General features: G+C 70.9%; 13 protein-coding genes. 3 read left to right on the top strand and 10 right to left on the bottom strand.

What is annotated here, in order from left to right; translation table 11 throughout:
* Positions 1–204: 204 nt before the first annotated feature.
* From ABZU75_RS40570 to ABZU75_RS40525, 10 genes are all read right to left on the bottom strand, one after another.
* Positions 205–621 (bottom strand): nuclear transport factor 2 family protein, encoded by a 417-nt coding sequence (locus tag ABZU75_RS40570; RefSeq protein ID WP_355566827.1) that lies wholly within the window; start codon positions 619–621, stop codon positions 205–207.
* Complete coding sequence (locus tag ABZU75_RS40565) at positions 603–1,055, bottom strand: VOC family protein (RefSeq protein WP_350928602.1); 453 nt, start codon at positions 1,053–1,055, stop codon at positions 603–605. The genes ABZU75_RS40570 and ABZU75_RS40565 overlap by 19 nt, the downstream gene beginning before the upstream one ends.
* A gap of 59 nt (positions 1,056–1,114) precedes the next feature.
* Complete coding sequence (locus tag ABZU75_RS40560) at positions 1,115–2,029, bottom strand: ABC transporter permease (RefSeq protein ID WP_350928600.1); 915 nt, start codon at positions 2,027–2,029, stop codon at positions 1,115–1,117.
* Entirely contained in the window at positions 2,026–3,258 is a 1,233-nt protein-coding gene (locus ABZU75_RS40555; protein ID WP_355566822.1) for an ABC transporter permease, read from the bottom strand. The genes ABZU75_RS40560 and ABZU75_RS40555 overlap by 4 nt, the downstream gene beginning before the upstream one ends.
* Entirely contained in the window at positions 3,255–4,838 is a 1,584-nt protein-coding gene (locus ABZU75_RS40550) for an ABC transporter ATP-binding protein (RefSeq protein WP_355566819.1), read from the bottom strand. The genes ABZU75_RS40555 and ABZU75_RS40550 overlap by 4 nt, the downstream gene beginning before the upstream one ends.
* A 1-nt stretch (position 4,839) precedes the next feature.
* On the bottom strand, positions 4,840–5,949 hold the full coding sequence (locus ABZU75_RS40545; protein ID WP_355566816.1) for a BMP family ABC transporter substrate-binding protein: 1,110 nt from the start codon (positions 5,947–5,949) through the stop codon (positions 4,840–4,842).
* Positions 5,950–6,067: 118 nt separating this feature from the next.
* Positions 6,068–6,736 carry a flavin reductase family protein gene (locus ABZU75_RS40540; protein ID WP_355566813.1) on the bottom strand — a complete coding sequence of 223 codons (669 nt, stop codon included), beginning with the start codon at positions 6,734–6,736 and terminating at the stop codon, positions 6,068–6,070.
* Positions 6,733–8,172, bottom strand: a complete 1,440-nt coding sequence (locus ABZU75_RS40535; protein WP_355566810.1) for an amidohydrolase family protein — start codon at positions 8,170–8,172, stop codon at positions 6,733–6,735. The genes ABZU75_RS40540 and ABZU75_RS40535 overlap by 4 nt, the downstream gene beginning before the upstream one ends.
* The gene (locus ABZU75_RS40530) at positions 8,169–9,155 is read right to left on the bottom strand and encodes a zinc-binding dehydrogenase (protein ID WP_355566807.1); all 987 of its coding nucleotides are present in this window, start codon (positions 9,153–9,155) and stop codon (positions 8,169–8,171) included. Before ABZU75_RS40530 ends, ABZU75_RS40535 begins: the two co-directional genes overlap by 4 nt.
* Before the next feature lie 258 nt (positions 9,156–9,413).
* A complete protein-coding gene (locus ABZU75_RS40525) occupies positions 9,414–10,883 on the bottom strand; it encodes an aldehyde dehydrogenase family protein (protein ID WP_355566804.1) in 1,470 nt (489 codons plus the stop codon).
* Between the two features lie 75 nt (positions 10,884–10,958).
* Between ABZU75_RS40525 and ABZU75_RS40520 the strand changes: the two genes are divergently transcribed.
* The 3 genes from ABZU75_RS40520 (at position 10,959) to ABZU75_RS40510 (ending at position 15,037) form a co-directional block, all read left to right on the top strand.
* On the top strand, positions 10,959–12,041 hold the full coding sequence (locus ABZU75_RS40520; protein WP_355566801.1) for an NAD(P)-dependent alcohol dehydrogenase: 1,083 nt from the start codon (positions 10,959–10,961) through the stop codon (positions 12,039–12,041).
* A 155-nt stretch (positions 12,042–12,196) separates the two neighbouring features.
* Positions 12,197–14,422: a cytochrome P450 gene (locus ABZU75_RS40515; RefSeq protein ID WP_355566798.1), complete on the top strand. Its 2,226-nt coding sequence runs from the start codon at positions 12,197–12,199 to the stop codon at positions 14,420–14,422.
* A 120-nt stretch (positions 14,423–14,542) separates the two neighbouring features.
* Positions 14,543–15,037 (top strand): hypothetical protein, encoded by a 495-nt coding sequence (locus tag ABZU75_RS40510; protein ID WP_355566795.1) that lies wholly within the window; start codon positions 14,543–14,545, stop codon positions 15,035–15,037.
* The last annotated feature ends 104 nt before the right edge of the window (positions 15,038–15,141 follow it).

Raw genomic sequence — 15,141 nt, 5'->3', positions numbered from 1 at the left:
GCCACCGGTGATGACGGCAGTAGGTCCCATGGCAAAATCGTAGCCGATTCTAGAGAGTCTCACTAGAATCGAGAAACCACCGGACGGGCCGGGCCAGCGAACCCCGCCCCCCCCCCCCCCCGGCCCCTGAGGGTCATTTCGGCCTACCTAAGCCCTTACTGATGCTTTGGGAGCCTTTATTGGTTTGATCGACCTAAAGGGGGTTTAGGGCTGGGTGTCGAGTTGTCGCCGTACCTCGCCGCTGTCCCAGTAGTCGGTGCGGTGCGCGATCAGACCGTCGGCGTCGACCCGGAACCTGAACACCCCGCGCACCACCACCGGCCTGCCGTCCGCCGAGGCCAGCCGGAACGACATCCGGTAGGCGAGCGACGCCCGGTCGCCCTCGACGAGGAGGTCCTCGACCTCGTAGCGCAGGTCCACGAAGTCGGCCAGGAAGCCGGTGAGGTTGGCACGGTAGCCGTGCCTGCCGGTCACGCTCCGCCCCAGGGCCGAGGTGTGCTCGTTGACGAAGTCCTCGCTCACGCAGGCCGCGACCGCATCGGCGTCGTGCGCGTTGAGCGCCTCGACGTACCGTGCGACCGCGGCCCGGGTGAGCTGTCCGCTCAGGAGGGGTTCGCCCACAGCTTGCGCACCGTGTTGAAGACCTGCTGGTTGTGGGAGATCTCGATGACGTTGCCGTCGGGGTCCTTCAGCGCGCAGATGTAGCCGACCGGGTCGGGCATGTCGCGCGGCTCCCAGTGCAGGCAGCCCAGCTCGCGCGCCCGCTCGGCGATGCCGTCCACGTCGGTGCGCTCGGGCACCTCGATGCCGATGTGCGCGAACGGCGTCAGCAGCCCCAGCTGCCCGCCCTTGTCCTTGTTGAACGAGACGAGCACCAGGACCATCGGGGTCTCCACCTGCTTGTCGTTGGAGAGCCAGGCGCTCTCACCGTCGGCGTCGCGGAACCGCTCGACGACCACCAGCGGCGTCAGCGACGTGTAGAACTCGATCGCCTTGTCGAGGTCGCCGGTGGGCAGCGCGACATGAGTCCATCTCGCCTGGGTCAGATCACTCATTGATTCCTCCAAATATCGTGTGTTTCACTGCGGGTGGTCATCGGGGCTCGGCCCGGTCGTCAGGTAGATCCCCGTTCGAACGGTTGGCCGAGCGCCCTGGGTTCACGGTTCTGGTTCGCGAAGAGCAGCATCGCCAGCAGCGCGAGCAGGTACGGCGCCACCACGAGCAGCTGCGAGTTCATCGTCAGGCCCAGCGCCGGCAGCGCCAGGCGCATGGCGTCGGCCAGGCCGAAGAGCGCGCAGCCGATCAGGGTCCGCCGCAGCCGCCAGGCACCGAAGATCACCGCCGCGATGACGATGTACCCGCGCCCGGCGGTCATGTTCTGGTTGAACGAGCCGACCTCGCCGACCGCCAGGTACGCGCCCCCCAGCCCGGCCAGCGCGCCGCACCACAGCAGCGCCTGGCGGCGGCGCAGGTTGACCCGGATACCGGTGACGTCGGCGGCCTGGGGCTGCTCGCCGACCGCTCGCAGCTCCAGGCCCCACCTGCTGCGTTCCACCAGCCACCAGGTCAGCGGGATGAGGACGATCAGCAGGTAGACCGGCCAGCGCTCGACGAACAGCGGGTGGCCGATCAGCGGGATGTCGCGCAGCCAGGGGATGCTGACCTGCGACACCTGGTGCGACTCGAACGAGCTGACCGTGATCAGGTAACTGGTCAGCCCAAGCACGAGGGCGTTGAGCACCAGGCCGATCACAAAGGTGTTGATCTCCAGCCGGTGTGAGAGGTTGCCGTGCACGAACCCGATCAGGAGCCCGATCAGCACGCCCGCGACCAGCCCGGTGGTGGCACTGCCGGTGGCGCTGGCCGTGGCGACCGAGCCGAACGCGGCGCCCAGCATCATCGCCTCGACGGAGATGTTCATGGCGCCGGCCCGCTCGGCGAGGTACTCCCCGCACGCCGCGAAGGCCAGTGGAACGGTGAGCCTGATCCCGCTGGACAGGATGGTGGAGATGTCGTCTACGGCGATCACAGCGCGGCCCCCTCTGCGACGGGCGCGGGCCGGTGCTCGGCGCGCGCGGTACGGACACCGGCCCTGCGACGCCGGATCATGGCGACGATGACGGGCGGAGCGACGAAGGCCAGCACCAGCAGGGCCTTGACCACGTCCACGAGGAACGGGGGCACACCGGTCGCGGCGAGGAAGCCGCCGCCGGAACGCAGCACGCCGAAGAGCAGGGCGACGGGTACGGTCAGCAGCGGCCGGTTACGCGCGACCAGGGCCACCAGCATGCCGTCCCAGCCGATGTTCATCGCTATGCCCGGCTGAAGCCGGTTGACTCCCACCGGGCTGGCCAGCAGCACGGCCCCGGCCAGGCCGGCGAAGGCGCCGGAGATGGCCAGCGCCATACCGCCCAGCGCGTTGACGCGCACCCCCGCGTGCTTGGCGGCGAGCGGGTTGAGGCCGAGCATGGTGAGCCGGAACCCCCACCGGGTGCGGGCGAGCGCCACCGCGACCACCACGGCGCCGACCAGCGCCAGCAGCAGGCCCCCGTTGACCTGAAGGTTGGGGTACTCACCGATCGAGCCGAGCAGCGCGCCGGCCGGCAGCGGGTTGGACTGCGGCGAGACGATGGCATCCCCGATCCGCGACTCCTGCAGCAGCCACGGCGTGTTCACCGCGAACGCGACGACCTGCTGGGCGATGAAGATCATCAGGAGCGTGCTGACCACGATGTTGACGCCGCGGATCCGGTACATCAGCGCGCTGAGGGCCGCCCAGGCGCCGCCCGCCAGCGAGGCGGTCAACAGGACGATCACCAGCAGCAGCGGCCCCGGGACCGCCAGGCGCAGGCCGACCCAGGCCCCGAAGAGGGCGCCGATCAGCACCTGGCCCTCCTGGCCGATGTTGAACGTGCCCGATCGGGCGCTGACGCAGGCGCCCACGGCGACCAGCAGCAGCGGTGCCGCGTACAGCAGCGTGGAGGTCCAGGCCGTCCAGTTGGCCATGCTGCCCTGGAAGAGGGCCTGCACCGACGCCAGGGGAGATCCCCCGGTGACGGCGATCAGCAGTGACGACAGGGAGAGCGCCACGAGCACGCCCACGGCGGTCGCCAGGCCGGTCTGCCAGCCGCCCGCACTCGGGGTGAGGAAGGCCAGCAGGCGACGCCCGGAGGTGTCGTCCGTGCCGGGAGCCGGATGGGACTTTCGCCCCGGCTTCTGGGGGGAGTCCTGGCGGAGGTCCTCGCGGACTTCGTTCACGCGGCCACCCCGCCCACCAGCATCCCGAGCCGCTCGGCCGTGGCCTCCCCGGTGGAGAGCACACCGGTGATCTTCCCGGAGGAGATCACCGCGATCCTGGAGGAGAGCGCCATGACCTCCTCCAGTTCGGTGGATATCAGCAGCACGGCCACTCCTCCTGACGCGACGTCGCGCAATCGCCGGTACATGTCCTCGATGGCCCCCACGTCCAGCCCGTGCGTGGGCTGCGCGGCGACCAGCACGAGCGGTCCCGCCGAGAGCTCACGGGCGAGCACGACCCGCTGCTGGTTGCCTCCCGACAGGCTGCGCACCGGGGTGTCCATCGACGGGGTGACGATGTTGAATTCGGCCGCCAGGCGGCGGGCCACCTCATGCGTCTTCCTGCGGCTGACGAACGCGCGGCCGCTCACGGCGTTCAGCGACTTCATGACCAGGTTCTCGGCGACGCTCATGTCCAGCACCACCCCGGATGCGTGCCGGTCCTCCGGCACGATGCCGAGTCCGGCCGCGTGCAGCGCCCCCGGGCGGTTCAGGTCCACCTGCCTGCCGGAGATCTCGACAGACCCGGCGTCCGGGACGACGAGCCCGGACAGCACGTCGCCCAGGTTCGACTGGCCGTTGCCCTCGACCCCGTACAGGCCGACGATCTCGCCGGGGGCGACGTCCAGGTCGAGGTCGGACAGCACACGCACCCCGTCGACGGTGACGGTCAGGCCGCGCAGCCGCAGCGCGGCCATCGAGGCCTCCGCTTTACCCGCTCCGGATTCACCCGTCCGCGGGGTATCGACCGGCAGCAGGCCGAGCGCCGCGGCCTCGCTGCCCAGGGAGACCTCCCTGCCCACCATCTGGCGGGCCAGCTCCTGCGGCCCCGTCTCCGCGGTCGCGCTCTGGAAGACGACCCTCCCCTTGCGCAGCACGGTCACCCGGTCGGTGGCCGCGGTGATCTCCGCCAGCTTGTGGCTGATCAGGATGACCGCACGGTTCTCCGAGCGGACCACGTGGCGCAGCACGCCGAACAGCTCGGCCGACTCCGCCTGGGTCAGCACGGACGTCGGCTCGTCGAGGATGAGCACCGACGGATCCCGGCGCAGGCATTTGATCAGCTCGACCCGCTGCCGCTCGCCCGCGGAGAGCCGTTCGACCCTGGCCAGCGGGTCGATCGGCAGGCCGTAGCGCTGGGAGACGTCCCGCACCTGGTCACAGGCGGCGGCCTTGTCGATCTTCCCGGTGTCCCCCAGGATGACGTTCTCCCAGACCGTCAGCGGATTGATCAGGCTGAAGTGCTGGTGCACCATGCCGATGCCGAGAGCCACGGCCTCCTGCGGGCTGCCGATGTCGACGGGCCCGTCATGATGCAGGATGGTCCCGGCGTCCCGCTGGACGAGGCCCAGCAGGATCTTCATGAGCGTCGACTTTCCGGCCCCGTTCTCACCGAGCAGACCGTGGATCTCGCCCTGGTGCACGGCGAGATCCACGGCGTCGCAGGCGACGACCGGACCGTAGCTCTTGCTGATTCCCCGCAGCCGCAGCGCGGGCGCCGATGGCGGGGTGAGCTCCCTCGCCCGTTCGTCCTCTGTCATCTCAGGAACCGAGCCTCTTCACCGTCTCCGTGGTGTCGATCTTCTTGCTACCGACGTCGGCGATGAAGGCCTTCAGCTTCTCGTTCTGCTCGGGGGTCCCGTTACAGATCTTGACGGTCGGGAACGGGTCGACGCCGAGCGTCCAGACCTTCTCCACGCCCATCTGCAGCTTCGCGGCGGCGAGTTCCTCCAGCGCGGCCTTGAAGTAGTCTCCGGGGCTGAAGAGCACCGAGATGTCGAACTTGGGCTTGGTGGAGTCGCACCGGTCGGTACCGGGGGTGAGGGTGAGGACCCCGTTGGCGTTGGCCAGCTCCGCCGCCGCGTCGGTGGCGCCGCCGAGGTAGGGGTAGATGACCTTGGCACCCTGGCTGATCTGCGCCTGGGTGGCCTCCTTGGCCTTGGCGGAGTCGTTGAGGTCTCCGCTGTAGGTGGTCGTCAGCGTGGCCTCCGGAATCACCAGCCGGATGCCGGCCTTGAACGCGGCGGACGCGGTGACGGTGAAGTCGGCCTCGGGGCCGGTCACGAACCCGGCCTTGGTGTCGCCGTTGTCCTTCATGATCAGGCCCGCCGCGTACCCCGCGGCCAGCATGCTCTGGTCGGCCCGGTCGGTGGAGAGCATGATCTTCGGGGTCTGCAGGATGTTGTCGGCGGACGGCACGTACCAGGCGGTGTTCGCACACACCGGCTCCTCCGAGGCCGGGATCGCGTCCCGGAGCTCCGAGGCGCCGAGGGCCACCATGTCGACCTTCTGCTGGCAGAGCGCCCGCGCGGCGTTGAGCGCCTCGCTGGTGTTGACGCTGCCGCGCTTGATGATCGTCCAGCCCTTCTCCGCGGCGAACGCGTCCGCCGTGTCGACGAAGCTCTGGTAGTAGCCCTTGTCGTTGATGTCACCCGGGCTCAGCACCCCGATGACGACCTTGCCGTCGCCGTTGATGTCCGGCTGACCCGGCAGCACGTTGCCGCCCTCGGTCTTCGCGCTCGCGTCGGCCGGGGCGGGGGCCGTGGCCTGGGGCGCGGTGGCATCGTTGCTCGCGCACCCGGCGAGCGCCAGCGCGCTCAGGCAGGCGGTCAGTGCGGCCGTGGCCCGGCCCCTTCGATAGTATGCGGCCATGACGATCCTCTCGATCTGAATGCTCGCGCACCGCCCACGGTGCGCGAGTGGGGGATGAATCTTGGTCGCCGGCGGGGTGCGGGCTTTAGCGGAGCCCCTCCCCTGCCTGCGCGATGGGTCAGGCGAGCACCTCCTCGCCACCCGGCAGATCGGCGTAGGCGATGCGGTCCTGGCTGAAAATCGACTCCGGCGACGCCGCGACGAACCAGGGAAAGCCCATCCTGCCGACCGCGTGCACCTTGGTCGGGTCGATCCTGGTGGGAGACGCCATGATCGACTCGTCCACCGTTATGCAGACCACCTCGGCCAGCACGATGTGCACGCCCGAGAAGCAGGAGGAGGAGTCCCCCCGGTCGATGACCTCGCGCACCCGGCACTCCAGGTGCGCCGGGCTGTCGGCCAGCGACGGGGGCCGGACGACCTGCGACGGCACGGTCCGCCAGCCGACGAGGCCGGCCTCGTCGACGCCGGCCGGATACTCCCTGGCCACCGTCTCGATGTGGTCGGCCAGGGCGGTCGTGGTCACGTTGATCACGAACTCGCCCGAGGCGTTCAGATTCACCCAGCTGTCCTTGGGTTCGTCCGTCGCCTCCCTGACCGAGCCCACCGTGACCGCGACGAGCGGGGGTTCTCCGGAGACCGGCATGTAGTAGCTGAACGGGGCGACGTTCACGCCGCCCTTGGCGTCCAGCGTGGTGATCATCGCGATCGGGCGCGGCACGACGAGCTGGGAGAGCAGTCCCTGCTTCTGCGCCGGCGTCCTGTCTGCGAGATCGATGATCCTCATCCGCGTACTCCTTGGATGTATTCTTCCGCCGACAGGGCCTGCCAGCGGTGGGGAACGTCGATTCCGGTCCTGCGGAGCAGCGCGGCGGACCGTGCCTGCGCCTCCTCCGACAGGGCTTCGAGATCGACGGTGGTGATCCGGCGGTCGCGCACGACCACCTGACCGTCGACGAGGACGTCTCGGACCGTGTGGCTCGGGGCGCCCCAGACGAGGTGGGTCGCGAGGTCACCGCGCGGGGCCCAGACAGGGTCCCCGGTGTCCAGGACCACGAGGTCCGCGGCCTTGCCGACCTCGATCGAGCCGACGAGGTCGCCCAGGCCCACCGCGGCGGCGCCGTCGATCGTGGCCAGCGCGAACGCCTGGTCGGCGCGGAGGACGGGCCGCACGTCGCGGTCGCGCTCCAGCGCGGTCAGCAGCCACGCGGCACGCAGCAGATCGGGCACGTCGCCCGCGTTGTGGGAGTCACAGCCCAGGGCGACCCTGCCGCCTCGGCGTACGAGCTCGGCGTGCCGGCCGGCGCGGGTGTAGCCCTGGCCGAGGCGCAGGTAGGCCCCGGGGCAGGATGCCACCGCGGTCCGCGTCTCGACGAGGGCGTCCAGCTCCGCGTCGTCGAGCCAGACGGCGTGGCCGAGCACCAGCCTCGGGCCCAGCACACCCAGCTGCCCGAAGTGGAGCACCGGCCGCCTGCCCGCGCGCCGCGCGTAGGCGTGGACGTCCGCCTCGCCCGGCGAGATGTGCCAGGTGAGACCGACATCCAGCCGCTCGGCCAGCTCGGCGGCGCCGGTGAACAACTCGTCGCTCGCCAGATCGTGCCCCACCAGGGTGACCCAGCCGGTGACGGTCCCGCCTGGCGGCAGCGCGCGTACCGTCTCCTCCTGCAGGGCCAGGGTCTCGGCCGCGGGCAGCGCGTGCAGGGCGCCGGGCACGTCCCAGCCCCACCGGCCGACCCGGCCGCGGATGCCGGCCGCCCGGAGCCCCGCCGCCACCCGCAGCGGGTGGGCGACGGTGCCCGGCTCCAGGATGGTGGTGACCCCGCGCAGGAGCGACTCGGCGGCGGTCAGGGTGGCGGACAGCTCGTCGTCGTCGCCGGTGACCTTGCCGTGCAGCGGGACGATCCAGTCGAAGATCGACTCCTGGGAGTCGATGTCGTCCGGGATCATGCTGCGCACCAGCGGGTCGGCGGTGGTGTGCTGGTGGGCGTTGACCAGGCCCGGGATGACGACGCAGCCGCCCGCGTCGAGTTCGGCCGCGCCGGGGAAGTCCTTCCGCAGGGTGGCGGCGGGACCGATCGCGGCGATGCGCCCGTCGGCGACGGCGACGGTGGCGCCGGTGACCACCTCGCGACGCGGCGACATCGTCACCACGTCCCCGCCGACGATCAGCAGAGCGGCGTCATGCCCCGCTCGATCCGGCCGCGCTGCCCGCTCCCCCGTCATGGCCGCACCAGCACTCTGCCGACCAGATCGCGCGAGCGCTCCAGCCCGAAGCTCTCGTGCAGGTCTTCCAGGCCGCACTCGGCGGCGCGGAGGGTGCGCATGCCTCCCGCGAAGTACGCGTCGAGCATGGCGGTGAAGTCAGCCGGGGTGTAGGCGCCGGCGCCCAGCAGGCGGAGCCCTCGGTGGTAGATCTCGGCGAGGGAGAGGGAGACCTGGTCCCCGCTGGTGTTGCCGAAGGTCACCAGCCTGCCGCCGATCCGCAGGCAGCTCAGGGAGTGCCGCCAGGTGGCGGCGCCCACGTGATCGAGGACGACGTCGGCGCCCCTGCCGCCCGTGTGGTCGCGGACCGCGTCGGCTATCGGGGCGTCGTTGCGCAGCAGCAGGTCGGCACCGAGCCCGGCCGCGACGGCGAGCTTCTCGTCGCTTCCGGCCACGGCCACCACCCGGGCACCGGCCCGCTTGGCCAGCTGGATCGCGGCGATGCTGACGGAGCCGGCGGCGCCCTGGATCACCACGCAGTCGCCGGCGGTCACCTTCCCGACGGCGTAGGTGGCGTTCCAGGCGGTGCTCCACGGGGTGGGCAGCGCCGCGGCCTCGTCGAGGTCGACGTGGTCCGGCACCGGGTGTGCCAGGTTGGCGGGGACCGCCACGAACTCGGCGTAGCCGCCCGGCATGTTCCCGCCGATGACCCGCAGCCGGGCGCAGTGGCCGCGGTCACCGGCCAGGCAGTGCGGGCACGATCCGCAACCCACCGTAGGATCGACCACGACCCGGTCTCCGACCGTCAGGCCGGTGACCGCCGATCCGATCGCCGCCACGTGGCCGGCGATGTCCATGCCGGCGATGTGCGGCAGGCTGAAGCCGGGGAGCACCCCGGGGCCGCGCCGCTGGAGCAGGTCGAGCCGGTTGAGGGCGCAGACGCCGACCCGGACGACCACGTCGAGCGGACCGGGCTCGGGGTCGGCGACCCGTTGAACGCTCACCGCCTCCGGACCTCCGAAGGCCGTCTGGACCAGTGCTCGCAACTCTAACCCTCCAAGCGATCGTTATTCACGATGGCATCTCGCATTGTGATTCATCGCCCGCAATGCGTCGTACTCTGCCGCCGCTCCGATAGGCGTGTCAATGCCTCCGGAGCCAACTGCCCCGCGCGTCACATGCTTGTTACATGCGTGCCGCGTGGCGTGAATATGTGCAGGTTGGAACGCTGCCATTTAACAGCCGCTCCGTCACTGCCACGTTCATTCCACGGGCGACCGGTCGAGCAGGCGTACCGCGACAGCCTTCTCCTGCGTGTACTCCCGCATGGCGGCGTATCCGCCGCCACGGCTGAAGCCGCTGTCCCTCTGCATGTTGAAGGGGAAGCCGATGACCCCGGCGTCGGCGAACTGGTTGACCGAGACCTGCCCCGAGCGCACCTCCTGGGCCAGGCGCAGCGCCCGGGAGACGTCGCTCGTCCAGATGCACGCCAGCAGGCCGAAGTCGGTGTCGTTCATCATCTCCACCGCCTGCCGGGCGCCGGAGAACTCCTGCACCGCGAGCACCGGGCCGAACACCTCCTCCCTGGACAGCCGGGAGCGCGGGTCCACGCCGTCGAAGAGCGACGGCTGGACGAACCAGCCGCCGTCCGCCCGCTGCGCGGGGCCACCCCCGGTGACCAGGCGGGCGCCTTCTGCGGGGGCACTCTCCAGGAAGCCGAGCACCCGGCGGTACTGCGCCTCGTTGACCAGCGGCCCCATGTCGAGGTCGGCGTCCCACGGGCCGATCCGCACGGCGCGCATCGACTCCGCCACCCGCTCCACGACCTCGTCCCTGATGGACGCCTCGACGAGCAGCCTCGACCCCGCGTAGCAGTTCTGCCCGGCGTTCTCGGTGATGGAGCCCACGATCGCCGGGATCGCCACGTCGAGATCGGCGTCGGCGAAGAGCACGTTGGGCGACTTGCCGCCCAGCTCCAGCTTGACCGGGACCAGGTTGTCCGCCGCGGCCCGCATGATCGCACGGCCGGTGGTCGTGGAGCCGACGAAACTGATGTGGTTCACACCGGGGTGTGAGGTGAGCGCGGCACCGGCGTCGGCGCCGACTCCGGCGAGCACGTTGAGCACGCCCGGCGGGAAACCGGCCCGCCGCGCCAGCTCCGCCAGCGCGAACGGCGCCAGCGGCGCCACCTCCGAGGGCTTGAGCACCACCGTGTTGCCCGCGGCCAGCGCGGGGGCCACGTTGGCCGCGGTGAGCACTGCCGGAACGTTCCAAGGGATGATGACCGCGCAGACGCCGTACGGCTCCTGCAGGGTGTAGCCAAGGTAGTCGGGGGTGCGGGTGGGAAGAGTCACGCCGGTCAGCTTGTCGGCGGCGCCCGCGAAGTACTCGATGATGCCCTGGGTGATGAAGATGTTCATCCGGCCACCCGACAGCGGCTTGCCGACGTCTCGGGCCTCGAAGCGGGCGAGGTCCTCGACATGCTCACCGATCAGCTCCGACCAGCGGCGCAGCAGCCTGCCGCGCTCGGAGGCCGAGGTCGCGGCCCAGCCGGGGAAGGCCCGCCGGGCGGCCTGCACGGCGTCGTCCACGTCCGCTCGGCCCGCGCAGGCCACCGTCTGGATGGTCTGGCCGGTGGCGGGGTCGGCGATGTCGAGCTCGCCGGCGTCACGAGCGGCTGCCCACTCTCCGTCGATCAGTTGCTGGGCGGAAGGGATCACAAGTTCGGCCATGTCGGAATCCTTGACCCCCCTTGTTCTGCATGTCAAGATGCCATCTCGTTTTATGAAAATAGCTGTGGAGGATCCGTGCGTATCACCGCCGCCGTTCTGGAGGCCTCCGGAGGGTCCTTCGCCCTCCGGGAGACAGAACTCGAAGAGCCCCGTCCCGACGAGGTGCTGGTCCGGGTGAGCAGCACCGGCATCTGCGGTACCGACCTGGAGTTCGCCACCTTCTTCCCCACCCCCGCGGTGCTCGGCCACGAGGGCGCCGGGGTCGTGGAGCGGGTCGGCTCGCGGGTGACCTCGGTGGCCCCCGGTGACCACGTGGCGATGAGCTTCACCTCCTGCGGCGCCTGCTCCCTCTGCCTGACCGGCTCCCCCGCCTACTGCCGGAGCTTCGACGCCCTCAACTTCGGCGGCAGGCGGCCCGACGGCTCCTCGGCGCTCTCCCTGGACGGCGCGCCGGTCAACGGCCACTTCCTCGGGCAGTCGTCCTTCGCCACGCACGTCGTGGCGACCGAGCGCGCCGTCGTCCCCATTGACAGGAACATCGACCTGACCCATGTCGGCCCGTTCGGCTGCGGCCTGCAGACCGGCGCGGGTGGGGTGTTCAACGTGCTGCGCCCGTCCCCCGGCTCCTCGATCGCCGTCTTCGGGGCCGGCGCGGTGGGGGTCGCGGCGATCATCGCGGCGGGGATCAGCGGCTGCTCGGTCGTCGCGGCGGTCGACGTCAACGCCGCCAAGCTGGAGGCCGCCCGCTCCTACGGCGCGACGCACACGGTCGACTCCTCCGTCTCCGACTCGGCCGAGGCGCTGCGCGAGATCGCACCGCACGGCTTCGACTTCGTCATCGACACCACCGGCTGCCAGGACGTGTTGCGCACCGCCGTCGAGGCGCTCGGCCCGCTCGGCCGGTGCGGCGTGATCGGCGTCGGCCCCAGCCAGGAGATGAGCTTCGACTGGCGCAGTATCCTCAACGGGCGCACCGTCACCGGGATCATCGGCGGCAGCAGTCTCCCCCAGGTGTTCCTGCCCAGGCTGCTGGATCTGTACGTCGCGGGACGCTTCCCGGTGGACAGGATGATGACGCCCTACCCCTTCGAGCGGATCAACGAGGCGATCGCCGACCTGCGCGCCGGTAGGACCGCGAAGGCCGTCCTGACCTTCTGAGCTCCCGGTCCTCGCCGGAGACCATGTGACATCGCTGCGATATGCGAGACATTGTCTCGTGATCCGCACGTGAGTAGACTTCCGGCACCCAGACACCCAGTGGCGCGGCTGGGCAACACCGCGCATCGTTCGTATGGATATGGGGCCTGTGCGCCATGACCCAGCAGGTTGACTTCGACCACCACTCCGCGGCGTGCACCGCGGACCCGGTCACCTACTACGACTCCTTTCGCGAGCAGTGCCCGGTCGGCCGGACCCCGGCCCACGGCGGCTTCGTCTACACGACCCGCTACGCGGACGTGACCAGGATCGCCCGCGACGACGACACCTTCTCCTCCTCCAGGGCCTCCTCGGGCGAGGACCGGGTCGCGATCGTCATCCCCAGCGGGCCTGGCCTGGAGCAGTACCCGATCGAGTTGGACCCTCCACAGGCCACCGAGTACCGCGACCTGATCAACCCCCTGCTCACCCCGGACGCCGTCGACCGGCTGCGGCCGATGATCGCCAGGCACGCCACGCGCGTCGTCGACGCGTTCATCGAGCACGGCTCGGCCGACTTCGTCCGTGATCTGACCAATCCGCTGCCCGCCGCGGTCACCCTGGACTGGCTGGGCTTCCCCGAGGAGGACTGGGCCCGGCTGGCCGGGCCGATCCACGACATCTTCGCCGCGCCCGCCGACAGCGACCGGGCCCGCAGGGGCGCCGAGGGCCTCGCCTACATGGAACGGCGGATCCGCGAGATCATCCGGCTACGCCGGGCCGAACCCGCCTCGGACGCGACGAGCGTCCTGGCCGCACAGCACCGTCCCGACGGCACCCCGTACGGCGAGGACGAACTGGTGTCGGTGATCGGGCTGCTCATCGCGGGCGGTGTCGACACCACCACGTCGCTGACCGGCAGCGTCCTCGTGCATCTGAGCCGCCACCCCGAGCAGCGGCGCCGCCTGATCGAGTCGCCCGACCTGCTCGACACGGCCACCGAGGAGTTCCTCCGGGCGTTCGCCCCCTCGCAGTCCATGGCGCGCACCGTACGCGCCGACACCGAGATCGGCGGGTGCCCGGTACGGGCCGGCGAGCGCGTGCTGATCCCGTGGGTCGCCGCCAACCACGATCCGGCCGTCTTCCCCGACCCCGCCGAGGTGCGCCTGGACCGGGACGCCACCAGGCACCTCAGCTTCGGCATCGGCACGCACCGCTGCGCCGGCGCTCACCTGGCCCGCGCCATGTTCCGCGAGATGATCACCCAGGTGCTGACCAGGCTGCCCGAATTCCAGGTGCTCGAAGACGGGCTCGTCGCCTACCCCACGCGGGGGAACCAGTCCGGCTGGGACGCGATCCCCGCGATCTTCCCACCGGGACCCCGGCTGGGTGCCGGATCCGCGCCCGGCACCCAGCCGGCCTTCACCTCTCCTTTCAACAAGGCCGCCTCCTTCGAGGCGGTCGTCACCCGGGCCGAGCCGGTCGCCGACGGTGTGCTGGCGCTGACCCTGGCCAGAGTGGGCGGCGGCGAACTGCCCGCCTGGGAGCCCGGCGCGCACCTGGAGTTCCGCCTGCCGTCGGGCCGCGTCCGGCAGTACTCCCTGTGCGGCGACCCCGGGCAGCGAGACAGCTACCGGGTGGCGGTGCTGCGCGAGGAGAACGGCCGCGGCGGCTCGGCCGAGATGCACGAGATCGCCCGTGAGGGTGTCACCGTCGGCGTACGGGGACCGCGCAACCACTTCCCGCTGGTGGCCGCCGAGGACTACCTGTTCGTCGCCGGGGGTATCGGCATCACCCCGATCCTGGCCATGGTCCGCGCCGCCGCCCGCCGGGGCAGCCCCCTGCGCGCCGTCTACGGCGGGAGATCCCGCGCGTCCATGGCCTTCGGCGACGAACTGGTGGAGTGCGCGGGCGAGCGCGCCGAGCTGGTGCCGCAGGACGAGTTCGGCCTTCCCGACCTGGACGCGATCCTGGCCTCGGCGGGGCCGGCCACCGCGATCTACTGCTGCGGCCCGTCCGGGATGATCGAGGCCGTTGAGCGGGTCTGCGAGCGCCTGGGCATCGGCGACCGGCTGCACGTCGAGCGCTTCACCGCCGGGGACGCCCCGGAGGTGCTCTTCGACCCGGCGGCCAACACCGCCTTCGACGTCCACCTCGCCCGGACGGGGCGGACCGTGCGGGTCGAGCCCGACCAGCGCCTCATCGAGGCGATCCGCGAGGTCGCCCCCGGCCTCTCCTACGACTGCGAGAAGGGATACTGCGGCGCCTGCGAGACCCGGGTGCTCGCGGGAACGCCCGAGCACCGCGACTCGCTGCTGACCGCCGAGGAGCGGGAGGCGGGCCGGACAATGATGATCTGCGTCGGCCGCTCGTCGTCACCCCGCCTGGTCCTGGACCTCTGACGGTCCGGCGAGACTCGCAGGAAGCGAGGAGCGGGGGCGGAGGGGGAATCGCCCACGGGTGCCCCGCCTCCGCCCCTCGCACCTGTACCGCTCGCGCGGATCCGTCATACGATGCCGCACATGCCGAACATCGGACCCGTGGAACTGCTGATCGTCGCCATCCTGTTGGCGGTGATCCTGGTGATCGTCATCGGGGTCGTCATGGCCGCCAGGAAGGGCAACCAAGTGCCCATGCCCATGCCGACGCCCATGCCTACCCCGCAGGGGCTGCATGAGCTCGTCACCGGCCTGGTCCGCACGGGACGCAAGATCGAGGCGATCAAGGAGCTGCGCCGCCACACCGGGCTCAGCCTGCGGGACGCCAAGATGACCGTCGACGGCGTGGCCATGGGACACGACCTGTGGAGCCACCCCGCCATGACCCGGTTCAAGCCCGCCCAACCCACCGCTCTGCCGCATCCCGGTGCCGCGGGCCCCGACCTGGCCACCCGCGTGCGCGAGCTCAAGGCCGCCGGCCGCGCGGAGCAGGCGGTCTATCTGGTGCGCGGCGAGACCGGCATGGGCGAGCGCGAGGCCGAGTTGTTCGTCGAATCACTGTCAGCTTCTCAGCCCTGAAGGACTGAACTTGCAGCTCCTCGCCGTCGGTGGCTTCGACGGTCTGGTCCGCGTCAGGCAGCGTGACTCACTGCCCAGCTTGTGACACCGCGTGCGGCGATGTT

Origin of the sequence: Streptosporangium sp. NPDC005286 (assembly GCF_040607515.1) — a bacterium.
Lineage (GTDB): Bacteria > Actinomycetota > Actinomycetes > Streptosporangiales > Streptosporangiaceae > Streptosporangium.
Note: the sequence above shows the minus strand (reverse complement) of the source record. Positions and strands in the feature narration are given on the sequence as shown.

What these genes read in the sequence shown, in the direction of transcription:
- ABZU75_RS40565 (WP_350928602.1), bottom strand. Translation starts at nt 1,055, where the DNA reads ATGAGTGATCTGACCCAGGCGAGATGGACTCATGTCGCGCTGCCCACC.
- ABZU75_RS40510 (WP_355566795.1), top strand. Translation starts at nt 14,543, where the DNA reads ATGCCGAACATCGGACCCGTGGAACTGCTGATCGTCGCCATCCTGTTG.
- ABZU75_RS40550 (WP_355566819.1), bottom strand. Translation starts at nt 4,838, where the DNA reads ATGACAGAGGACGAACGGGCGAGGGAGCTCACCCCGCCATCGGCGCCC.
- ABZU75_RS40545 (WP_355566816.1), bottom strand. Translation starts at nt 5,949, where the DNA reads ATGGCCGCATACTATCGAAGGGGCCGGGCCACGGCCGCACTGACCGCC.
- ABZU75_RS40535 (WP_355566810.1), bottom strand. Translation starts at nt 8,172, where the DNA reads ATGACGGGGGAGCGGGCAGCGCGGCCGGATCGAGCGGGGCATGACGCC.
- ABZU75_RS40540 (WP_355566813.1), bottom strand. Translation starts at nt 6,736, where the DNA reads ATGAGGATCATCGATCTCGCAGACAGGACGCCGGCGCAGAAGCAGGGA.
- ABZU75_RS40515 (WP_355566798.1), top strand. Translation starts at nt 12,197, where the DNA reads ATGACCCAGCAGGTTGACTTCGACCACCACTCCGCGGCGTGCACCGCG.
- ABZU75_RS40525 (WP_355566804.1), bottom strand. Translation starts at nt 10,883, where the DNA reads ATGGCCGAACTTGTGATCCCTTCCGCCCAGCAACTGATCGACGGAGAG.